General features: G+C 62.2%; 19 protein-coding genes. 12 read left to right on the forward strand and 7 right to left on the reverse strand.

Annotated elements, in window-relative coordinates; genetic code table 11:
* Window positions 1-7: 7 nt before the first annotated feature.
* Window positions 8-1,372 (reverse strand): LLM class flavin-dependent oxidoreductase, encoded by a 1,365-nt coding sequence (locus AC0JZ8_RS08235; protein WP_471892249.1) that lies wholly within the window; start codon window positions 1,370-1,372, stop codon window positions 8-10.
* Window positions 1,373-1,467: 95 nt separating this feature from the next.
* Between AC0JZ8_RS08235 and AC0JZ8_RS08240 the strand changes: the two genes are divergently transcribed.
* Complete coding sequence (locus tag AC0JZ8_RS08240; protein ID WP_062581925.1) at window positions 1,468-2,022, forward strand: helix-turn-helix domain-containing protein; 555 nt, start codon at window positions 1,468-1,470, stop codon at window positions 2,020-2,022.
* A gap of 61 nt (window positions 2,023-2,083) precedes the next feature.
* The gene (locus AC0JZ8_RS08245; RefSeq protein WP_471892250.1) at window positions 2,084-2,989 is read left to right on the forward strand and encodes a phosphoribosyltransferase; all 906 of its coding nucleotides are present in this window, start codon (window positions 2,084-2,086) and stop codon (window positions 2,987-2,989) included.
* On the opposite strand, the gene AC0JZ8_RS08250 is transcribed toward AC0JZ8_RS08245, so the two are convergent.
* The gene (locus tag AC0JZ8_RS08250; protein ID WP_471892251.1) at window positions 2,986-3,759 is read right to left on the reverse strand and encodes an endonuclease/exonuclease/phosphatase family protein; all 774 of its coding nucleotides are present in this window, start codon (window positions 3,757-3,759) and stop codon (window positions 2,986-2,988) included. The genes AC0JZ8_RS08245 and AC0JZ8_RS08250 overlap by 4 nt on opposite strands.
* Window positions 3,760-3,820: 61 nt before the next feature.
* Between AC0JZ8_RS08250 and AC0JZ8_RS08255 the strand changes: the two genes are divergently transcribed.
* A complete protein-coding gene (locus AC0JZ8_RS08255; protein WP_062581932.1) occupies window positions 3,821-4,771 on the forward strand; it encodes a putative bifunctional lysylphosphatidylglycerol flippase/synthetase in 951 nt (316 codons plus the stop codon).
* Here the strand turns inward: AC0JZ8_RS08255 and AC0JZ8_RS08260 are convergent.
* A complete protein-coding gene (locus AC0JZ8_RS08260; protein WP_471892252.1) occupies window positions 4,742-6,280 on the reverse strand; it encodes a phospholipase D-like domain-containing protein in 1,539 nt (512 codons plus the stop codon). The two genes, AC0JZ8_RS08255 and AC0JZ8_RS08260, sit on opposite strands and share 30 nt — an antisense overlap.
* Window positions 6,281-6,433: 153 nt before the next feature.
* Here AC0JZ8_RS08260 and AC0JZ8_RS08265 point away from each other — a divergent pair, with 153 nt between their 5' ends.
* On the forward strand, window positions 6,434-6,940 hold the full coding sequence (locus AC0JZ8_RS08265) for a ferritin-like domain-containing protein (RefSeq protein WP_062461507.1): 507 nt from the start codon (window positions 6,434-6,436) through the stop codon (window positions 6,938-6,940).
* Between the two features lie 14 nt (window positions 6,941-6,954).
* Here AC0JZ8_RS08265 and AC0JZ8_RS08270 read toward each other — a convergent pair whose 3' ends face one another.
* The 3 genes from AC0JZ8_RS08270 to AC0JZ8_RS08280 all read right to left on the reverse strand — a co-directional run bounded on the left by AC0JZ8_RS08270 (window position 6,955) and on the right by AC0JZ8_RS08280 (window position 9,256).
* Window positions 6,955-7,176, reverse strand: a complete 222-nt coding sequence (locus AC0JZ8_RS08270) for a hypothetical protein (RefSeq protein WP_062461504.1) — start codon at window positions 7,174-7,176, stop codon at window positions 6,955-6,957.
* 210 nt (window positions 7,177-7,386) lie between these two features.
* Window positions 7,387-8,766 (reverse strand): FAD-containing oxidoreductase, encoded by a 1,380-nt coding sequence (locus AC0JZ8_RS08275; RefSeq protein ID WP_471893340.1) that lies wholly within the window; start codon window positions 8,764-8,766, stop codon window positions 7,387-7,389.
* A gap of 13 nt (window positions 8,767-8,779) precedes the next feature.
* Window positions 8,780-9,256 carry a DUF4126 family protein gene (locus tag AC0JZ8_RS08280; RefSeq protein WP_471892253.1) on the reverse strand — a complete coding sequence of 159 codons (477 nt, stop codon included), beginning with the start codon at window positions 9,254-9,256 and terminating at the stop codon, window positions 8,780-8,782.
* Between the two features lie 129 nt (window positions 9,257-9,385).
* Here AC0JZ8_RS08280 and AC0JZ8_RS08285 point away from each other — a divergent pair, with 129 nt between their 5' ends.
* The 5 genes from AC0JZ8_RS08285 to AC0JZ8_RS08305 all read left to right on the forward strand — a co-directional run bounded on the left by AC0JZ8_RS08285 (window position 9,386) and on the right by AC0JZ8_RS08305 (window position 16,065).
* Window positions 9,386-11,227, forward strand: a complete 1,842-nt coding sequence (locus AC0JZ8_RS08285; RefSeq protein ID WP_471892254.1) for a sensor histidine kinase — start codon at window positions 9,386-9,388, stop codon at window positions 11,225-11,227.
* Window positions 11,224-12,603, forward strand: a complete 1,380-nt coding sequence (locus tag AC0JZ8_RS08290; protein WP_471892255.1) for a sigma-54-dependent transcriptional regulator — start codon at window positions 11,224-11,226, stop codon at window positions 12,601-12,603. The genes AC0JZ8_RS08285 and AC0JZ8_RS08290 overlap by 4 nt, the downstream gene beginning before the upstream one ends.
* Window positions 12,604-12,843: 240 nt before the next feature.
* Window positions 12,844-13,827, forward strand: coding sequence for a tripartite tricarboxylate transporter substrate-binding protein (locus AC0JZ8_RS08295; RefSeq protein ID WP_471892256.1), 984 nt, complete (start codon window positions 12,844-12,846; stop codon window positions 13,825-13,827).
* A 258-nt stretch (window positions 13,828-14,085) separates the two neighbouring features.
* On the forward strand, window positions 14,086-14,547 hold the full coding sequence (locus AC0JZ8_RS08300) for a tripartite tricarboxylate transporter TctB family protein (RefSeq protein WP_062461489.1): 462 nt from the start codon (window positions 14,086-14,088) through the stop codon (window positions 14,545-14,547).
* Window positions 14,548-14,559: 12 nt separating this feature from the next.
* Entirely contained in the window at window positions 14,560-16,065 is a 1,506-nt protein-coding gene (locus tag AC0JZ8_RS08305) for a tripartite tricarboxylate transporter permease (RefSeq protein ID WP_062461487.1), read from the forward strand.
* A gap of 192 nt (window positions 16,066-16,257) precedes the next feature.
* On the opposite strand, the gene AC0JZ8_RS08310 is transcribed toward AC0JZ8_RS08305, so the two are convergent.
* Window positions 16,258-17,346, reverse strand: a complete 1,089-nt coding sequence (locus AC0JZ8_RS08310; protein ID WP_113111850.1) for a LacI family transcriptional regulator — start codon at window positions 17,344-17,346, stop codon at window positions 16,258-16,260.
* A gap of 248 nt (window positions 17,347-17,594) precedes the next feature.
* On the opposite strand from AC0JZ8_RS08310, the gene AC0JZ8_RS08315 reads away from it, so the two are divergent.
* The 3 genes from AC0JZ8_RS08315 to AC0JZ8_RS08325 all read left to right on the forward strand — a co-directional run bounded on the left by AC0JZ8_RS08315 (window position 17,595) and on the right by AC0JZ8_RS08325 (window position 20,849).
* Window positions 17,595-18,851 carry an ABC transporter substrate-binding protein gene (locus AC0JZ8_RS08315; protein WP_062581941.1) on the forward strand — a complete coding sequence of 419 codons (1,257 nt, stop codon included), beginning with the start codon at window positions 17,595-17,597 and terminating at the stop codon, window positions 18,849-18,851.
* A 193-nt stretch (window positions 18,852-19,044) separates the two neighbouring features.
* A complete protein-coding gene (locus tag AC0JZ8_RS08320) occupies window positions 19,045-19,971 on the forward strand; it encodes a carbohydrate ABC transporter permease (RefSeq protein WP_082471979.1) in 927 nt (308 codons plus the stop codon).
* Window positions 19,968-20,849, forward strand: coding sequence for a carbohydrate ABC transporter permease (locus tag AC0JZ8_RS08325; RefSeq protein ID WP_062461481.1), 882 nt, complete (start codon window positions 19,968-19,970; stop codon window positions 20,847-20,849). The genes AC0JZ8_RS08320 and AC0JZ8_RS08325 overlap by 4 nt, the downstream gene beginning before the upstream one ends.

Below are 20,849 nucleotides of genomic sequence, written 5' to 3' on the forward strand. Positions count from 1 at the left end.
ATGGCCGTCAATCGCGGTTTCCCGTCCGGTAACGACCGCCGACATGCCGGGCCGGCAATCGCGGTGCACCGAACAGTTTTTCGCGCAGTGTGCCCTCGCGATAGCCGGTCTTATAGACACCGCGTTCCTGCAGGATGGGGATCACCAGCTCGATCACGTCGTCGAAACATTCGGGCACCACGGTGCGCGACAGGTTGAAACCGTCGACATCGGCCTTTTCCATCCACTCCTGGAGACGGTCGGCGATCTGCTCGGCGGAGCCCACCATCGGCATCTGGCGGCTGCCGAGAATCATCTGGTCGAGCAGCTTGCGCTTCGTCCATTGCGGTCCGGTGCTGCGTGTCATCGCCTCGACATTGGAGACGATGGCATCGCTTTTGCCGGTCTGGATCGGTTCGTCGAGATCATAGCGCGCAAAATCGATGCCGAGCGATGCGCTGGCATGCACAAGGGCCGCCTCGGAACTGGCATGGCTGCGAAAATCCTCGAACTTCTCCTGCGCTTCCTTTTCCGTGCGGCCGGTGATGATCGTCGCGCCGACGAACACCTTCAGGTCTTCCGTCATGCGGCCGCCGCTGATCGCCCGGGCGCGGATGTCGTCGACGAGGTCGCGCACACCCTCCATCTTCTGGCCGTTGACGAAGACGCATTCTGCATGGGTGGCGGCAAAGGCGCGGCCGCGGGTGGAAGAGCCGGCCTGATAGAGAACCGGCGTTCTCTGCGGGGAGGGGGCGGAAAGATGCATCGCGTCCAGCCGGTACTGCCGGCCTTCGTGGCTGATCTTTCGAACCTTGGCCGGGTCGGCGTAGACACCGGCGGCGCGGTCGAACACGACGGCATCGTCGTCCCAGCTGCCTTCCAGCAGCTTGTAGATCACGTCCATATATTCGTCGGCGAGATCGTAGCGATCGTCATGCGCCATCTGCGCGTCGAGCCCGATCGCCTTGGCCGCGCTGTCGAGATAGCCAGTCACGATATTCCAGCCGATGCGGCCACCGGTGAGGTGATCGAGCGTCGACATGCGCCGCGCAAACAGGAAGGGCTGCTCGTAGGTGAGGTTCGCCGTTACCCCGAAGGAAAGGTGCTTCGTCACCGCCGCCATGGCCGGCACCAGCAGCATCGGATCATTCACCGGCACCTGCACGGCGCCCCTCAAGGCCGCGTCCGGGCTTTCGCCGTAGACGTCGTAGACGCCCACCACATCTGCCAGGAAAATCCCGTCGAACAGGCCGGCCTCCAGCCGTTTGGCGTAATCCGTCCAATAGGCAAGCTCGGTGTAACGGTTGGACTGGTCGCGCGGATGCGTCCACAATCCGTGCTGGATATGGCTGACACAGTTCATGTCGAAGGCGTTGAATCGGATTTCGCGCAAAGAGCATTCCCCCGCGTTGCAGATCTGGTGCGTCTCTTATAAGTTCCTATCGTCCACTATAGAAGACGATCGTTCGGAGGCAAGCGGATAAAGCCATGGAAGCAGATGTTGGAGATGCTATTGCATCGCGTCTCAAAACGGAACGCGAGACACGCAAATGGTCGCTTGCGGACCTCGCCGAACGCTCCGGCGTGTCGAAGGCGATGATCAGCAAGATCGAGCGTGGCGAAGCCAGTCCATCGGCCGCCGTGCTCGGCCGGCTGTCCGGCGCTTTCGGCCTGCCGCTGTCGGTGCTTCTGGCACTGGCGGAAGGCGGGGAGGAGCGGCTCCGCGTGCAGTCCGGTCAGCCGGTCTGGACCGATCCCGAGACCGGCTATACCCGCCGGGCCCTGTCGCCGCCCAATGCGCCGCTGGAACTGATCGAGGTTCTGCTGCCGCCTGCCGTGCGCGTTCCCTATCCGGCCTCCGCCTTCGCCTTCCAGCATCAGCAGATCTGGCTTCTCGCGGGCGCGCTCGATTTCATCGAAGGCACGGTGCTGCATTCTCTGAAGGAGGGCGATTGTCTCATGCTGGGGCCGCCCGCCGACTGCGTCTTCTTCAATCCCGGTAAGGTCCCGGCGCGTTACGTTGTGGCGCTTTCCCGAAGGTAACGGAGCAGAACGGCAGACGTGAAAAAGGCGCTTCCCGAGGGAAGCGCCAGTTGGGGAGATTGTGACTTTGCCGGTCGCGCTGATGGATGCGACCTACAAGTCCGTGAACACGAACCCCTGGCGGTTTGTTCCCGCAGAAAGTGTGAAATCCTTTTCTTGCCCGGAACGATCCGATATCCTGTCGGTTACACCGCATGAACGGATCGAAGCCTGGGAGGAGGATGCGATGCTGGGATTGGGTCATTTCTGGAAACGGGTGCAGGCCCGCAAGGCGGAAACGGCAACGCCTGAGTTTGCCGATCGCAGTGATGCCGGCCGGCAGCTGGCCGAGACACTGCAAATCTCACAATCCTTGTCCTCTGTCGCCGGCGATCCCGTGGTGGTCGCCGTGCCGCGCGGCGGCGTGCCGGTGGCGTTCGAAGTGGCGCAGCGGCTTGGACTGCATCTCGATCTCTTGATCCTGCGCAGGATCGCTGCCCCCGGCCACCCGGAATTGAGCATCGGCGCCGTGGTCGACGCCAAAGAACCAATCGTCCATATCGACGAGGCAAGCGTGCGGCGTTTTCCCCTGCCTCCTGGCTATCTCAACACGGAGCGGCAGCATCAGATCGCCGAGGTCGACCGCCATCACCGGATGTATTTCGGCGAGGATCACGCCGACGAGCACGATCTTGCCGGCCGTCACGTCATTCTGATCGATGAGGGGCTTTCCGATGCCGGGTCGATGGAGGTCAGCATCCACGCGCTCAGGCAGCTGGGTGTCGCGATCATTACCCTTGCCGTACCGGTCGCCTCGCAGGACACGCTCGATGCAATCAGGGACAAGGTTGAAGACGTGGTCTGCCTGTCGATCCCGCCATCATTCGGCGATGTCGGTGACCACTACGAGGATTTCCCTGACACCAACGATCAGGACGTCGTCTGGCTGCTCAAGGAAGCCAAACGGTCGGAGCGGCTGATCAACTAGATTTCAATCGTCGCCAACAACGGCAAGTGGTCGGATGCCCGCCGCGTCAGCGGTGTTGAGATCACTTCCGCATCGATGACCTTGATGCTGTCGGAAACAAAAATGTGGTCGAGCCGAAGCAGCGGAAAGCGGGACGGAAACGTTGCCCGCCACGGTTTGACAAGCGCCGTCTGCACATCGGTCAGGCGCTTGGCCGCATGCCGGTAGGTCCTCGTGATCGGTGTCGAGTTGAAGTCGCCGATCAGAATGCGCGCCGGGTTTTCCTTCTCGAGGCCGCCGAGCCAGTCCGGGCCCGTCAGCTCCGTCATCTGCGCCATCCGGTCTTTACCGCGGAGTCCGAGATGGGTGTTGAAGACCTGCAGCGGTTTGCCACCGACGTCGATTTCCACCCAGACTGCGCCGCGCTGCTCGCCGATCGAGGAAAGCATGTCGGCCTTGATCACTTTCAGCGGCAGGGATGTCAGAATGGCGTCGCCGTAGCGTTCCTCGGCCACATGCAGCGCCGCGTGAAAATGGTAGTCCATCTCCACCTCGCGGGCGATGATATCGACCTGATCGACGCCACCGGTGCGCGAGCGGCCGACATCCAGTTCCTGCAGGCCGATAATATCAGGCTTCAACTCCGAGATGACGTCGGCGATCCGCGCGGGATGGAGCCGTCGATCGGTGCCGATGCAGCTATGCACGTTGTAGCTCAGAATTTTCAGGCGGCGCCGGGAGGAAGTTTGAGGCGAGGTGTCGGAGGGCGGTTTGGGAAGCGCATCGATCATAGCGCGGGAACACCTTGGACAGTCATTTCGTTCCACCCTGCACAGCATGAATGGAGATGGAATGAAGATCTGGCGGCCCCTCATCAAATGTCTTGTGGTTGCCGCGGTCTGCCTTGCCGCACTCCTCGTCTACCGCAGCCTGCAACGCTACACATGGGACGAAATCGAGGAGTCCGTGCTGTCCATCGCCGGCATTCGGTTGGTGGCCGCGTTCGGCTTCGTCATTCTCTCCTATGCCTGCCTTGGCATGTTCGATGCGCTTGGCGTGCGCTATGCGGGCAAGCCGCTTGCCTACCATAAGACGGCACTCGCGTCCTTCGCAAGCCTGTCGATCGGCCACAATGTCGGCATGGCAGCGCTCAGCAGCGGCGCGGTCCGTTACCGGTTCTACTCCCGCTGGGGCCTTCAGCCTCAGGACATCGCCAAGGTCATCGTATTTTGCGGCGCGACTGTTGGGTTGGGGCTTGCCACACTGGGCGGCATTGCCATGCTGCTCGATGTCAATGGATCGGACGACTTCTTCGGCCTTGGCAGGGGAGAGAGGGCCGCCATCGGCGTCGCCTGTCTGGCCGTGCCGGCTGCCTATCTACTGCTTTGCGCTTTCGTGCGCCGGCCGTTGCCCGTCCGCTCGTGGCGTTTCACGCCGCCGGATCTGTCGCTCGCGATCGGCCAGATCATCGTCGGCACACTGAATTTCCTCTGTGTCGCCTCCGCGATCCGCCAGCTGCTGCTTGCGTTTACCGATGTCGGATTCCTGCAGGTCGCCAGCGCCTACGTGACCGCCAATCTCGGCGCGCTGGTCAGCCACGTGCCGGGCGGTCTCGGCGTGCTGGAAGCGGTCATGCTGAACCTGTTGCCGGGCACATCGGCGATCGGGGCACTGATCGCCTTCCGCGTCCTCTACTTCTTCGTGCCGCTCGCGATCGGCGTACCGGTGCTGATCGCAAGCGAGGCCTATTACCGGCGTCAGGGAAGTGCCTATTCAGGCCGCGCGGCGGAAGGAAAGGCGTGAAAACAGCTTCCTGATCCCGGACTTGATCTCCGGGATCGGCCAGAACGGCTGTTTCGGATCGACAATACCGGTGCCGAACAGCGAGGTGATCTCGCCCTTCAGCGTATCCACCTCGAAAGGCCGCAGGCAACGTGGGTTGACGTTCAGGATGTCGATCGCCGCCAGCATCGATCCGGTTTGCTGAATGATGCGCGAGACATCTTCCTTGTTGGCGCAGAGATGCTCGGCCAGAAGATCGTCGCGCAGATCAAGGATTGCCTTCTGCGACGCGGCCTCGACGGTCTCGAGCGCGATATCGCATTCCGTATCGAGCCCTTCCGACCGGTTGTTGAGGTTGGACGAGCCAACCCGCACGAAGCGGTCGTCGACGACGATCAGCTTGGAATGGACGATGATCTCACGATCGTTGCCATCGGCATCCGGCGTCGTGGCGTAGTAGATCCGCAGCCGGCCGTAGCGATCGGCGCGCTTCAGGCGGCGAATAAGGCGGGTGCGGTTGTTGCCCATCATCAGCTTTTCGAGGAAGCCGTGGGATTCGCGCGTCACGATGATGACGATTTCCGGGCCCTGCGCTGCCTTGAGCTTGCGGGCAAGCGTGCGCGCCACGCCGAAGGACGCGAGATACTGCGTCTCGATATAGAGGTGCCGCTCGGCTGCCTTCAGCGCATCATGGGTGAGCTTGATCGCCTCGCGATGGCCGCGGCGACCCTTCCATTTCCAGGGTTCGGTCAGCGCAAGTCCGCTGCGGCAATTGGTGAGATTGGGTTCGAGATCCTGCGGCCAGGCGGCTTCGCCCGCAACCGTGACCGGTTCGAGCTCGATCTTCGTCACCTTCTTCCAGCGGCGGCGCGTCACGTCGCCGATCAGCCGGGCGATATCGCCGGTGACGATCGTCTGCATGTCGTGAACGGGACCATAGGTCGTGCCGTCGGGGGAGGTGCGGGCCGGGTTGATGCAGGCATGCCCACGGTCGTCCCAGCGGCGCGCGGTCAGATCGATGCCGCCGACAAAGGCGGTCCTGTCGTCGACCACGACGATTTTCTGGTGATGGCTGGCGCGCAACGGATGTTCAAAATCGAAGCGCAATTCGATGCGCGGATGGTCGTTCCAGTCCATCTTGCCGAACATCTTCAGGCTTTTGCCGGAATAGACCGGGCCCATGCCCCAGACGAGGATACGGATTTCCAGTTCCGGCTTTTCCTCGACCATGCGGCGCAGCGTGGCACCAAGCGTCGGGCAATCAGGATCGCGCGGACGCAGCTTGATACCAGGGTTGAAGTCCCAGCCGAGGATCATCACGGACCGTTCGGCCTGCTTCAACACGTCGTCCAGGCGCTGGTAGTATTCCTCGCCATCGATCAGGAAGCCGACGCGCTCGGCCTCGGCGCTGCGCCAGACGTTGCGGCCGGGTCGAATGATTGCACGGCCGGATGGCTCCGACCGGCGCCAGGACGAAAGTGCGGAAGAGCCTGTATGGCTCGGCGAAGTTTTTGAAGAAAAATTAGACACGTCCACCTTTTGACCCCCGTCAATTGCGTGGCCCATTAACGCGCTAAGCTGCAAGATGTTCCAGGGACGCTGGAACATCGCGGACGTTGACGGGTTTACAGTCGTTGCGTACCAAATCGACCCGGGGGAAGACGTAACGAGGAGGACGTGAACATGACGCATGCGCGGGACAATTTCATTACTTGGCTACGCAATGCCCATGCAATGGAGGAACAGGCAGTCACGCTTCTGACAGCGCAGGCACGCCGGATCGAAAGCTACCCGGATCTCAAGGACCGCGTTCTGGAGCATCTCGAGGAAACCCGCGGCCACGTTGCGGCGCTGACCGAGATGCTGGAAAAGTTCGCCGTGACGACGCCGACCTTCAAGGACATGACCGCCAAGCTTGCCGCAACGGCCCAAGGTGTCGGCGGATTGCTGGTCAGCGACGAGGTCATCAAGACGATGACGACTGCCTTCGCATTCGAGCACACGGAAATTGCCACCTATAAGGTGCTAATTGCCGCTGCCGACGAACTGGACGAACCGGAAGCCGTTGCCGTCTTCGAACACATCCTGTCCGAGGAAGAAGACATGGCGGAATGGCTGAACGACAATATCGACAGCATCACGCGGATATTCCTGATGCGGGACGAGCGGGATCTCCAGGCGAAGCGGTAGTAGATGCCTCTGCTTCAGTCCTGACTTTTCAGAAGACCTGACAGGTCCAGCCGATGCTGGAGGGCGCCTTCGTCGCAGGCGCCGTGCTGGTAGAGATCGATGATCTCGGCCGCGAGGTTCTTTGCCGCCGTGCTTTCGCCAGACAAGCCGCGTTCGGCGCAGGCGGCATCGAAGACGTGCTGCAGGAAATCCAGTTCCCGCGGTTCCATCGCCGCATTGAATGCAGGTGTATTCATCTGTGGCCTCCCGTCGTGGAATGGATGTTGGGGGAGATCGCTCTGATGTCTTCCCGTCGCCGGCGGCCTTCGATTGTGCCGACGATGGGTGAAGTCTAAGCAAACTCCCACCCGTTGCAAAGGGAGGGAGAAGGTTAAATTCCTGTAATGACGGGATTGTCAGTGAGCGCGCCGCAGCGCGTGAACGCCCCGTCATTCCGGATGGTTTCGTCAGCCTGCCGGCATCATCGACTGGACCACGGTCGGCCACAGTTCCGAAACGGTGGGGTGGATGGGCACGGCCCAGCGCAGGGCATCATAAGTCGCGCCGGCATTCATCATGTCCAGCACGCCGTGGATCGCCTCGTCGCCGCCGGTGCCGAGAAGGGCGGCGCCCAGGATCTTTTTCGTCTCCGCATCGGCCACGATCTTCATCAGGCCGATCGTCTCGCCCTTTTCCACGGCACGTCCCACCTGGCTCATCGGCCGCGTGCCGACGAGAACCTTGTGGCCTGCCTTCACCGCCTGGTGCTCGGTCATGCCGACACGGCCGAGCGGCGGGTCGGTATAGAGCGCATACCCGAGCAGGCGGTCGGAGACCTTGCGGCTCTCGCCATCGAACAGATTGGCCGCAACGATCTCGAAATCGTTGTAGGCGGTGTGGGTAAACGCCCCGCGGCCGTTGCAGTCGCCCATCGCCCAGATGCCCGCGACACTGGTCGACAGATCGTCGCCCACCTCAATATAGCCGCGCTCGTCGAGCGTTACGCCTGCCTTGTCGAGCCCGAGATCGTCGGTGTTGGGGCGTCTTCCGACCGCCAGCAGCACGTCGGAGCCGATGACTTCAGGCTCGCCTTCGTTGCAGCTGACGCCGACTGCAATGCCGTCGTCCATCTTCCTGAAGCGGATGCAGTCGGCACTCGTTCTGATGACGATCCCTTCGGCTTCCAGCATCTCTTGGATGGATTGCGAGATCTCCGGGTCCTCGCGGCTGACGATACGGTCCCCGCGTTCCACCACGGTTACCTTCGCGCCGAAGCGGCGATACATCTGCGCATATTCCAGCCCGATATAGCTGCCGCCGATGATCACAAGATGGTCCGGCACCCGGTCCAGCCCGACGATGTCGCTGTTGGTCATGTAGGGGATGTCGTTGACGCCCTCGAAATCGGGAATGGTGGCGCGCGCGCCGACATTGAGAAAGATCTGCGGCGCCGTCAGCAACTCGTCGCCGACGCGGATCGTGTTAGCGCTCTCAAAGCGCGCATGGCCGCGGATCAGCGTGCAGTGGGGCATCTTCTCCAGCCAGCTTTCATTGCTGCCGCGGCTGTCCATCGTCACTTTCAGCGCGCGCCGCATCACCGCCGGCATGTCGATCGTCACCTCGCCGCCGATGCCGATGCCGTAATCGGCGCTGCGGCGGGCAATATGCGCGGCGTAGGCGCTGGCCACCAGCGTCTTGGTCGGCTTGCAGCCGGTGTTGACGCAGGTGCCGCCGACATGCTTGCGCTCGATGATGGCGACGGTCTTGCCCGCGTCGTTGAAGCGTCCGGCAAGCGATGGCCCGGCCTGGCCGGCGCCGATGATGATCGCGTCGAATGTCTGCATGATGCTCAGATCTCCGTTAGGCGGCCGGCGTTCCCGGCAAAAGCAGGATGACAATCAGGGCTGCGAAGACGGCCACGCCGTCCTCGATAAAGGCTGCCGGTGCATCCTTGCCGAAATGGGCAGCAAGCTTTGCCCGCACTGCGGCGCCACCCAGCGTTCCGATCACGGCGCCGATAATGCCGGAGACGAGGCCGGCCAGCCAGTAGCCGTAGGGCATTCCGATCGCAGCACCCGAAAGCGCGCCGGTCAAGATGCGCGCACCGAATTGCTGCGGCACCTTGCGGCTTGGCGTCGATGGCAACTGGTCGGTGATGAATTCGACGATGGCGATCAACGTCAGGATCAGCACGGCCCATTTGGAGCCCATGAAGGCGAGCCAGGTGCCGGATAGATCGAGCCAGCCGAGACCGGCGGCCCAGCTGACGATCGCCGGTGCCGTCATGGCGCGAAGTCCGGCCACCGCGCCGATGACGAGTGCAAGCATGTAACTCATGATGATTCCCTTTGCCGCCGCCGACGGATGCCGGTGAAAACAAGTCTTCGCAAGTTTTAGTGGAATTCGCCAGTGCCGGATTTTAAGGTGACGACCGAGGACGAGTTGGGAGGAGGAGCCCGGCATCTGGTGAGATACGCAATCCTTGCAGCGGCGGGCGTGGCGGTCATGATCGGTCTGGGCATCTATGTCCAGGGCGCCGGCATGATCGCGAGCGGCTACATGGAGGAGGCGAAGGCGCAGGCCAACACCACGCTGAGGCTTGCCGTTTCCGGTCTCGACGGGCACCTGAAGCGCTACGAGGCGCTGCCGGCGCTGATTGCCGACCAGCAGAATGTCGAGGCCTTCGTGCTCGATCCGTCCAACACAACCCTGCAGGCCGCCACCAACGCCTATTTGAAAGACACCAACGCGCTCCTCAAATCCTCCGACATCTATCTGATGACGATGGACGGGCAGACCATTGCAGCCAGCAACTACGACAGCGACGTCAGTTTCGTTGGCGAGAATTTTTCCTACCGCCCCTATTTCCAGGAGGCTGCGAAGGGCCGCCAGTCGCGCTTTTATGCGCTCGGCACCACGTCGCTCAAACGCGGCTACTACTTCTCGTCGCCGATCGAGATCGCCGGGGTGATCCGCGGCGTCATCGTCTTCAAGGTCGATATCGATCTGGTCGAGGACAGCTGGGGGAAGGGGACCGCCCAAGGCACCGAAGACCGCATCTTCGTTGCCGACCCCGAGGGCATCATCTTCATGACCAGCCGGCCGGAATGGCTCTATGCCACGACCCTGCCGCTGTCGCCGGGGCGCATCGCCCGCACCCAGACCTCGCGGCGCTATGCGGATGCGAAACTGCGCGAGCTGCCGGTTCGGCGCGGCGAATTCGCCGGCCACGAGGTGATGACGATTGCCGACAACGGTGGCGACCGGGAATATCTCGTCGTGTCGCAACCGATGCCCGACGCCGGCTGGACCGTCAGCGTGCTGATGGATACCGGGTCCGTGCATGCCCAGGCAAAGACCACCGTCGCTGCCCTGCTTCTGTCCTTGTGTCTCGCCGTCCTCGGGCTTGCGGTCATCCTGCAGCGCCGGGCGCGGCTTGCCGAGCGCATGCATCTCCAAGCGGAAGCGCAGAATGCGCTCGAACACCGGGTCGCCGAGCGCACCGCCGATCTTGCCCGCGTCAACGCCCAGATCGAGGAGGAGGTGGCCGAGCGCCGGGCGACCGAACAGCGGCTGCGCCAGACCCAGGCCGATCTCATCCAAGCCGGCAAGCTTGCCGGTCTCGGCCAGATGTCGGCGGCGCTGTCGCACGAGCTCAACCAGCCGCTCGCCGCGGCCAAAACCTATGCAGAGACAGCCGGCGTGCTGATGGATCTCGACCGCACGGAAGAGGCACGCGACAACGTGCGGCGCATTTCAGCGCTGATCGATCGCATGGCCTCGATCAGCAAGCATTTGCGCAACTTCGCCCGCAAACCGAACGAAAAGCTCGGCGCCGTCTCGCTGCAGGAGGTGATGGACGACACGCTGGAAATCGTCGCGGCGCGGCTGAAGGCGGCCGATGCGGATCTCGTCGTCGACATCCCGGCAAACCTGCCGAAGGTCAGGGCCGGTTCGATCCGTCTGCAGCAGGTGCTGGTCAACGTCATCGGCAATGCGGCAGATGCCGTCGAGGGACTACCCGACCGGCGCATCGCCGTTTCGGCATCAAGAACCCACGATACCATCACGGTGCAGGTGCGCGATGGCGGGCCGGGTGTGCCGGCGTCGATTCGCGAGCGCATCTTCGATCCCTTCTTTACCACCAAGGGCATCGGCAAGGGTCTCGGCCTCGGGTTGTCGATCTCCTACAACATCGTCAAGGATTTCGGTGGTAGCCTTTCCGTCACCGATGATCCCGATGGGGGGGCCGTGTTCACCATCGAGCTCGACATTGCCGATGAAAACCTGATGGAGGCTGCCGAGTGAGCGAAGCAAGGGATGCGGCGCAAAGGGTTTTGCTGGTTGACGACGAAGAGGAGCTGCGCCGATCCACCGCCCAGGCGCTGGAGCTGTTCGGGCTCTCAGTGCAGACCTTTTCCAATGCCGATCATGTTCTCGAACTCGCCGGTTTCGGCTTCGAGGGCGTTATCGTCAGCGATATCCGCATGCCCGGAACAGACGGCATGACGCTTCTGCAGCGGGTGCGCGAACTCGATGCGGAAATCCCGATCATTCTCGTCACCGGCCACGGCGATGTGCAGCTGGCGGTCAAGGCGATGCGCGAGGGCGCCTATGATTTCCTCGAAAAGCCGTTCACGCCGCAGCATCTGGCTGGTGTCATCCGCAGAGCGCTCGATCGCCGCGCGCTGGTCATGGAGAACCGCCGACTGAAGGCGGTGGCCGGCAAGCGCGACGATCTGGAAACCCGCATGCCCGGCCGCACCCAGGTGATGGTCGACCTGCGCTACCGGATCCGCGCGATCGGCGCCACCGATGCCGATACGCTGATCATCGGCGAGACCGGCGCCGGCAAGGAAGTGGTGGCGCGGGCGCTGCACGATGTCAGCCCGCGCGCCAACCGGCCGTTTATCGCCATCAACTGCGCGGCACTTCCGGAAACGCTGATCGAAAGCGAACTGTTCGGCCACGAGGCAGGCGCCTTTCCAGGCGCAATCCGGCCCCGATACGGCAAGTTCGAACATGGTCGCGGCGGCACCATCCTGCTCGACGAGATCGGCTCGATGCCCTTCGACCTGCAGGCGAAATTCCTGCGCGTCCTGCAGGAGCGTGTCATCACAAGGCTCGGCTCGAACGAAACCGTGGCCCTCGACGTCCGCTTTATCGCCACCAGCAAGGTGGATCTGGAGGCGGAAGTCGCTGCCGGCCGGTTCCGGGCCGATCTCCTCTACCGTCTCAACGTCGCAACCATCCATGTCCCGTCCTTGCGCGAGCGCCGGGCCGATATCGCGCTCCTGTTTCTTCAGCTGGTCCGCGAAGCCTCCGCCCGCTACGGCCGTGACGATCTCGACGTTCCCGTCGACGTGATCGCGACGATCGGCGACCAGGCCTGGCCCGGCAATGTCCGCGAGTTGCGCAACGCCGCCGATCGGCTGGTGCTGGGTCTCGATCTTCCGCCGACGGATTCAAATGGCAGACTTCGCGATCCGGCCGGGCGATTGGCCGACAAGGTGGCAGCCTTCGAGCGCAACCTGATCGCCGGCGAAATTGCTGCCCATGGCGGTGCCCTGCGCCCCGTCTACGAATCGCTCGGCATTTCGCGCAAGACGCTCTACGAAAAGATGCAGAAACACGGGCTGGACAAGCGGCTGATCTCGGCCGACCAGATGCTTCAGGACGATTGAATGGGTGACGAACTAAGTCTTGAAACCCCGCACTGGGTGGATTTCCACCCAGGCTTTGATGTGATTGTTCCCTAATCCACCCATGCTGCATTGCACGCCAGCGATAAACTTAGCAACGCTGCGTCCCGCCTGATTGCGGCCAGTGAAATCACCACTGCAAATGGCACCAAGGCTGGCGAGGGAGGACTGTCGCCAGCACACCAGTTTGCATGCTGATTTTCACGCTCGGGAGGACAATTTATGAAAATCGTCAACGCCATGATCGGCGCAACGGCTCTGGCCGCAATGTCGCTGTTTTCGGCTTCTGCCAATGCGCAGAGCTATCCGGAACGCCAGATCACGATGATCGTACCGTTTGCGGCCGGTGGCCCGACCGATACGGTTGCGCGTCTTGTGGCTGAATCCATGTCGCGCCATCTCGGCCAGCAGATCGTCGTCGAGAATGTCGGCGGTGCCGGCGGTTCGCTCGGTGCCGGCCGCGTCGCCAATGCGGAAGCGGACGGTTATACCGTCCTCCTGCACCATATCGGCATGGCGACCAGCGCCACGCTCTATCGCAAGCTCGCCTATGACACGCTCAACGCGTTCGAATATGTCGGTCTCGTCACGGAAGTGCCGATGACGCTTCTCGCCCGCAAGGACATGGAAGCCACCGATTTCAAGGGCCTGATCGAATACGCCAAGGCCAACAAGGACAAGGTGACTGTTGCCAATGCCGGCATCGGCGCTGCGTCGCATCTCTGCGGCATGCTGTTCATGAGCTCGATCGAAACGCCGCTCGTGACCGTTCCCTACAAGGGCACCGGCCCGGCCATGACCGATCTCCTCGGCGGACAGGTCGATATCATGTGCGACCAGACCACCAATACGACAAAGCAGATCCAGGGCGGCACGGTAAAGGCCTACGCCGTCACCTCCGCTGACCGCCTCGACATCCTGAAGGACCTGCCGACCGTCAAGGAAGCCGGTTATCCGCAGATGGAAGTGGGCATCTGGCACGGCATCTACACGCCGAAGGGCACGCCGAAGGAAGCCAACGACAAGCTGTCTGCGGCGCTTAAAGTCGCACTGAAAGACCCGAACGTCGTTGCCCGTTTCGGTGAACTCGGCACCAAGCCTTCACCGGAAGCCGACGCCACGCCTGAGGCGCTGAAGACCAAGCTGGAAAGCGAAATCGCCCGCTGGAAGCCGGTCATCGAGGCAGCCGGCCAGTACGCCGACTGATCTCTCGTCACGGCACTGCCCCTCACCCTGGCCCCTCTCTGGGCAGGGTGAGGAGTTCTGCTCGATCGGCCTTGGAGCCCGCAACCTTTCGTCCTTCTCCCCCGCGGGGGAGAAATTGCCGGCAAGCTGATCGCTCAGATCGACCGCTGATCGGCGCGAACGTCTGCAAGGACCCCACCGGCAAGCGACACTCCTGCTAGCGACCATGCCGACCCGCGGCGCAGATCCGCAGAGCTCTTCCAATATTTCGGAGCCATCATGAATTCACTCAATATCGACAGGACCAATCTGGTCTGCGGGCTGGCGCTCATGCTGACCGGCCTGTTCTTTGCCTATCAATCGATCGAACTGGAACTCGGCACGGCGCTTCGCATGGGGCCGGGCTATTTTCCGTTCATCCTCGCCTGCGTTCTCGTGCTCTTGGGCGGCGTGATCGTCTTCCAGGCCATTCGCGTTCACGGCGAACCGGTGGGTGCGCTTGCCTGGCGCGGGATGGCCTTCATCCTGCCGGCACCGATCTTCTTTGGTCTCACCGTGCGCGGTTTAGGCTTCGTGCCGGCGATCTTCTTCACGGCGCTGATTGCGGCATTCGCCTCGCACAAGATGAAGCCGTTGATGGCCGTCATCCTGGCGGCTCTGCTCACGGTCTTTTCGGTTCTCGTCTTCAGCTATGGTCTTGGTCTGCCGTTCCGGCGGTTCGGGCCGTGGCTGGGCATGTAAGGGGCTCGGTTCATGGAATTATTCAACAATCTCGCCCTCGGTTTCTCCACCGCCACGTCGATCGAGAACCTGTTCTTCTGCCTCATCGGGGTGCTGCTTGGCACGCTGATCGGCGTCCTGCCCGGCATCGGCGCAACGGCGACGATCGCCATGCTGTTGCCGATCACCTTCCAGCTCGAACCCGTGTCGTCGCTGATCATGCTGGCCGGCATCTATTACGGCGCGCAGTATGGCGGCTCCACCACGGCCATCCTCATCAATATGCCCGGCGAATCTTCGTCGGCGGTCACCGCCATCGACGGTTACCAGATGGCGCGCAAGGGCAAGGCGGGACCGGCGCTTGCCATCGCTGCCATCGGATCGTTCTTTGCCGGCACGGTTTCCACCTTTCTTGTGGCGATCTTCGCGCCGCCGCTGACCTCGATCGCCCTGCAGTTCGGTGCGGCGGAATATTTCTCGCTGATGGTCGTCGGTCTCGTCTCGTCGATCGCGCTTGCTCACGGGTCGATCATCAAGGCGCTCGCCATGGTCTGCCTTGGCCTGCTGCTTGGCCTCGTCGGCACCGATATCTATACCGGCACGCCGCGCTTCACGCTCGGAATCCGGGAATATGCCGACGGCCTGAACTTCGTCGCGGTCGCGGTCGGCGTCTTCGGTATCGCTGAAATCCTGCGCAATCTCGAAAGCGAAAAGACCCGCACCGTGCTGATGGCGAAGGTGTCCAACCTGATGCCGTCGCGCGAGGACTTCAAGGCGATGGTCGGCCCCGTTCTGCGCGGCACGGCGATCGGCTCCATCCTCGGCATCCTGCCGGGCGGCGGCGCGATCCTTGCGGCATTTGCGTCCTATACGGTCGAGAAGAAGGTATCGAAACATCCGGAAGAATTCGGCCACGGCGCGGTCGCCGGCGTTGCCGGGCCGGAATCGGCCAACAATGCGGGTGCACAGACCTCGTTCATCCCGCTCCTGACGCTCGGCATTCCGGCCAACCCGGTCATGGCGCTGATGGTCGGCGCGATGATCATCCAGGGCATCGTTCCAGGTCCGAACGTTGCCGTCGAACAGCCGGCGCTGTTCTGGGGCATCATCGCGTCCATGTGGATCGGCAACCTGATGCTTGTGATCCTCAACCTGCCGCTGATCGGGTTGTGGGTAAAGCTTCTGACGATCCCCTATTACGTGCTCTTCCCGATCATCATGGCGTTCTGCGCCATCGGGGTCTACAGCGTCAATTCCAACGTCTTCGATCTCTATGCCGTCGCCTTCTTCGGTCTGCTCGGGTACGTGCTTTTGAAGCTGCGCTGCGAGCCGGCACCGCTTCTGCTCGGTTTCGTTCTTGGCCCGCTCCTGGAAGAAAACCTGCGTCGCGCAATGATCCTCTCGCGCGGCGACGCCACCACCTTCATCACCCGCCCCATCAGCGCCGGCCTGCTCGCGCTTGCCGCACTTGTGCTCATCGTCGTCTTCCTGCCCAGCGTCCGGAAGAAGCGCGAAGAGGTGTTCGTTGAGGAGGATTGAGGGGTAGCAACTTTTGGAGGAGGAGAGGGGGACGGCTCCCTTTCCTCATCATTCCTGTGCTTGCCACAGGGATCCCGACAGCCCAGGTCCCTGGGGTGTAAAGACTCCTTTCGCCACGCGGACGCGTGGCGGCTGGCCTCCTGTGACAATCACAAAAATGAGGGGTGGTCTGGGCCGCCGCGGCTCCCAGCATCACACCGTCTGCAGCGCCTGCAGTTCCTCGACCGGCACCTCTCCACCCATCTGCTTCAGAAGCAGCGCGGCCATAAGACGACCCGCCTCCGCGAGGTCCTCGTAGATCGTTTCGATGCGGGGGCGGACCTGGTCGAACAGGCCGGACGTCTGTTTGGCGACCAGGCGCACATCTTGGCCGATGATGCGGCCGGTGTCGTAGGCTGCCGACATCACGGCCATGGCGGAGACCTCGCCGCCGCAGATGAAGCCGTCGGGCGCGTCGTCGGCCGCCAGTCGTTCCGCCACATGGTCGCGGATCGCGTCGGACTTGCTGTCGAGCGAGACACGGTCGGAAATCTCGAAGGCGACGCCTTCCTCGCGCACCGCCGTCATGAAGCCGTGGCGCATGTGATGGGCGAAGGTGAACTGGGCGGGCGGCAGGATGATGAACAGCCGCCGACAGCCAGCATTGATCAGGCTTTTCGCGGCACGATAGCTAAAGGCGTAATTGTCGTAATCCACGTAAGGATGCGGCGTCGCAAGCTCGGTGCGGCCGTGGCACACGAAGGGAAAACCCTGTTCCATCAGGAATTTCACCCGCTCGTCGGCGGCTTCGGTGCGGCTGAACAGGATGCCGTCGGCCATCCGGTTGCGGACGATATGCTTCACCGGATCGATCTGCGGCGTGTCTGAAAAATGCGGCGTGATGACCAAGTGGTACCTGGTGCCGCGCAGGGCCGCACTCATGCCGCGGATCATCGATGTGCCGTAGCCGAGGATTTCCTCGTGCGGATCAAGGACGAGGCTGATCACGTTGGTGCGTCCGGTGCGCAACCGCTGCGCCGCGCGATCCGGCAGATAGCCGACATCTTCGGCCGCCTGGCGCACGCGGATGCGGGTTTCGAGCGCAATCTGGGGATCGTCGGAGAGCGCCCTCGATACGGTCGTGACCGCAAGCTCGGTCAGTTCGGCGACGGTCTTCAGCGTCGGTTTCTTCTGGGCTGTATCGCGGGGCAAGCGGTTCGCGTGCGGCCGCGCCGGGCGTCCCTGCTGCAGCGTATCCGGGTCGATGTCCTCACCCCGGTCATCCCGGTCGTCAAGCGGCATTCCTGTCTCCTCCAGCGCCCCTCCAGGCGGCCTGTTTGTATCGTTGCAAAACGCCGCAAATTCGGCAAGTGCAAATCAACTCTTCACCGTCGCAAACAGGAAAGATCGCTTTTATCGTTTTATAACAGGGTGATGCCGGATCTTTAGCATCACAGAAATTCTGTCCCCTACGGGGTTGACACTTACATCAGTTATATCGTTATAAATCGATGTCCGGAGAGGAGCCCGGCTTTGAGGGAGATATTTCAATGACTATTCGTTTGATCGGCAAACTGGCCGCCGGTGCGGCTATGATTGCGCTGACCGCTGGCGCCGCAAAGGCAGCCGAACAGGTTGAAGTTCTGCACTGGTGGACGTCCGGCGGCGAAGCCGCGGCGCTCAACGTGCTCAAGGAAAACCTGGCCAAGCAGGGTATCGGCTGGAAAGACATGCCGGTTGCCGGTGGTGCCGGTTCTGCCGCGATGACGGCGCTGCGCGCCCGTGTGACCGCCGGCGATCCGCCGACCGCCGTCCAGCTGCTCGGTTTCGACCTGCGCGACTGGTCCGAGATGGGCGTTGCCGCCAATCTTGACGATCTCGCCGCCAAGGAAGGCTGGGACAAGGTCATTCCGGAAGCGCTGCAGGCGTTTTCCAAGTATGATGGCCACTGGGTTGCTGCCCCCGTCAACATCCACTCCACCAACTGGCTGTGGCTGAACAAGGCTGCCTTCGACAAGGCCGGCGGCAAGCAGCCGACGAATATGGACGAGCTGTTCACCATGCTCGACGCCTTCAAGGCGCAGGGCATCACCGCGCTCGCCCATGGCGGCGTTCCGTGGCAGGACGGCACGCTCTGGGAAGCCGTGGTTCTCTCCGTCGGCGGTCCTGACTTCTACAAGAAGGCCGTGCTTGACGCCGATCCGACGGCGCTGTCGGGTGATACGATGAAGAAGGTGTTCGACGATATGTCGAAGCTTCGCACCTATTTCGACCCGAACTTCTCCGGCCGCGAATGGAACCTCTCCACCGCGCTCGTCATCGAAGGCAAGGCCGGCGCTCAGGAAATGGGCGACTGGTCGAAGGGCGAATGGCTGCGCGCCAAGAAGACCCCCGGCACCGATTTCGTCTGCATGCGCTTCCCCGGCACGCAGGGCTCCGTCCTGTTCAACGCCGACCAGTTCATGATGTTCGACGTGGGTGAAGAGCAGAAGGACGCACAGATGAAGATGGCATCCGCCGTCGAAGATCCCGCGTTCCAGATCGCCTTCAACACGGTCAAGGGTTCCGTGCCTGCCCGTACCGACGTCTCGGACGAAAAGTTCGACGATTGCGCCAAGAAGGGCATGAAGGATCTGGCGGAAGCCTCGTCCAAGGGCACGCTGATGGGCTCGCTTGCTCATGGTTATGCGCAGCCGGCCGCTGTCAAGGAAGCCATGCTTGACGTCATCACCCAGCATCTGAATGGCCAGCTGACCACGGATGCCGCGCTGAAGCGTCTGCCGGAAGCGGTTGCTGCCGCGAAGTAGTCAAAAAGACCCCGCCCCAAACCCCTCCCCACAAGGGGGAGGGGCTTAACCCAGCCGCGCTGTCTGGGCCTGATTTGGTCGGTGGGCCTCCGCAGGTTTTCTCCCCCCTTGTGGGGGAGATGGCCGGCAGGCCAGAGAGGGCGTTTTTGTCGGCGCACCTTCAAACGTCTCTATTCGCATCCGGAGATCCCCCATGACGACAATCGAACCGGCTCCGATGGTGACGCCGACCAGGCCGCGGCGGTCCATGGCCGATGGCTTGCGCAATGGCTTGCCGAAGCTCGTTCTGGCGCCGTCCTTTGCCATCATTCTGGTGTTCGTCTACGGCTTCATTCTGTGGACAGTCTATCTGTCGTTCACCACGTCGAAGATGATGCCGATCTACAAGTGGGGCGGGTTCGATGCCTATTACCGGCTATGGTCGCAGCCCAACTGGTATGTGGCGATGCAGAACCTCGCCATATTCGGCGTGCTCTACATCGTGCTCTGCACCGCGATCGGGCTTTTCATCGCGATCCTGATGGATCAGCGCATCCGCGCCGAAGGCGTCCTTCGGCCGATCTTTCTCTATCCGATGGCGCTGTCCTTCGTCGTGACAGGCACGGCCTGGAAGTGGTTCCTCAACCCGGGCCTCGGGCTTGAGAACACGATGCACAATCTCGGCTGGGAAAGCTTCAAGTTCGACTGGCTGGTCAACCCGAAAATGGCGATCTACACCGTCGTCATCGCCGGTGTCTGGCAGGCCTCGGGCTTCATCATGGCGATGTTTCTGGCGGGCCTGCGCGGCATCGACGGCGAAATCGTCAAAGCCGCCCAGATCGATGGCGCCTCGACCGTGTCGATCTATCGCCGCATCATCATTCCCATGCTGCGTCCGGTCTTCCTGTCGGCCTTCATCGTGCTCGCGCATATGGCGATCAAGTCCTATGACCTTGTCATCGCGCTCACGGGCGGCGGGCCGGGCAATGCCACCGAACTTCCGTCCACCTTCATGTATTCCTACACGTTTACCCGCAACCAGATGAATGTGGGCTCGGCCAGCGCCGTGATGATGCTGATGGGCATTACCGCGATCATCGTCCCCTATCTCTATTCCGAGCTTCGGGAGAAGAACCATTGAGCGCGATCCCTGAAAATGTCAGCGCCGGCTCGGTCCGCACCGTCCGCTATTTCATCTATGGCGCACTGATCATCCTTGCCGCCGTCTATCTGCTGCCGCTCTATGTGATGCTGACCACGTCGCTGAAGTCTCTTGATGAAATCCGCGGCGGCGACATGCTGGCGCTGCCGTCAGATCCGTCGATCGCCGCATGGGTCAAGGCATGGGGCGAGGCCTGCATCGGCGTCTCCTGCGTCGGCATCAAGGGCTATTTCTGGAACTCGCTGAAAATGGTGGTTCCGGCTGTAGCCATCTCGACGCTGCTCGGTGCGCTCAACGGCTATGTTCTCACCAAGTGGCGCTTTCCCGGCCACAAGCTGGTGTTCGGCATGATGCTGTTTGCCTGCTTCATCCCGTTCCAGGCGGTGCTCATCCCGATGGCGCGTCTGCTGGGTGCCATGGGCATGTCGAATTCCACCGCCGGCCTCGTCTTCGTCCATGTGGTCTACGGCCTCGGCTTCACCACGCTGTTTTTCCGCAACTATTACGAGGCGTTTCCGGACGAGCTGGTCAAGGCTGCGATGATGGATGGCGCCGGCTTCTTCAAGATCTTCTGGCGCATCCTGCTGCCAAGCTCCGGCCCGATCATCGTCGTCACGGTCATCTACCAGTTCACCAATATCTGGAACGACTTCCTGTTCGGCGTCTCCTTCTCGTCGGGCGAGGCATCGCCGATGACGGTGGCGCTCAACAACCTCGTTTCGTCTTCCACCGGCGTCAAGGAATACAATGTCGACATGGCCGCCGCCGTGTTTGCGGCATTGCCGACGCTGTTCGTCTACGTCGTCGCCGGACGTTATTTCGTGCGTGGCCTGATGGCCGGCGCAGTCAAGGGTTGA

Source organism: Velazquezella soli, assembly GCF_977018685.1.

Bases quoted from the DNA above. Each gene is read 5' to 3' on its own strand.
- AC0JZ8_RS08240 (WP_062581925.1), top strand. From the start codon at position 1,468: ATGGAAGCAGATGTTGGAGATGCTATTGCATCGCGTCTCAAAACGGAA.
- AC0JZ8_RS08250 (WP_471892251.1), bottom strand. From the start codon at position 3,759: ATGATCGATGCGCTTCCCAAACCGCCCTCCGACACCTCGCCTCAAACT.
- AC0JZ8_RS08255 (WP_062581932.1), top strand. From the start codon at position 3,821: ATGAAGATCTGGCGGCCCCTCATCAAATGTCTTGTGGTTGCCGCGGTC.
- AC0JZ8_RS08265 (WP_062461507.1), top strand. From the start codon at position 6,434: ATGACGCATGCGCGGGACAATTTCATTACTTGGCTACGCAATGCCCAT.
- AC0JZ8_RS08270 (WP_062461504.1), bottom strand. From the start codon at position 7,176: ATGAATACACCTGCATTCAATGCGGCGATGGAACCGCGGGAACTGGAT.
- AC0JZ8_RS08280 (WP_471892253.1), bottom strand. From the start codon at position 9,256: ATGAGTTACATGCTTGCACTCGTCATCGGCGCGGTGGCCGGACTTCGC.
- AC0JZ8_RS08295 (WP_471892256.1), top strand. From the start codon at position 12,844: ATGAAAATCGTCAACGCCATGATCGGCGCAACGGCTCTGGCCGCAATG.
- AC0JZ8_RS08300 (WP_062461489.1), top strand. From the start codon at position 14,086: ATGAATTCACTCAATATCGACAGGACCAATCTGGTCTGCGGGCTGGCG.
- AC0JZ8_RS08305 (WP_062461487.1), top strand. From the start codon at position 14,560: ATGGAATTATTCAACAATCTCGCCCTCGGTTTCTCCACCGCCACGTCG.
- AC0JZ8_RS08310 (WP_113111850.1), bottom strand. From the start codon at position 17,346: ATGCCGCTTGACGACCGGGATGACCGGGGTGAGGACATCGACCCGGAT.
- AC0JZ8_RS08315 (WP_062581941.1), top strand. From the start codon at position 17,595: ATGACTATTCGTTTGATCGGCAAACTGGCCGCCGGTGCGGCTATGATT.
- AC0JZ8_RS08320 (WP_082471979.1), top strand. From the start codon at position 19,045: ATGACGACAATCGAACCGGCTCCGATGGTGACGCCGACCAGGCCGCGG.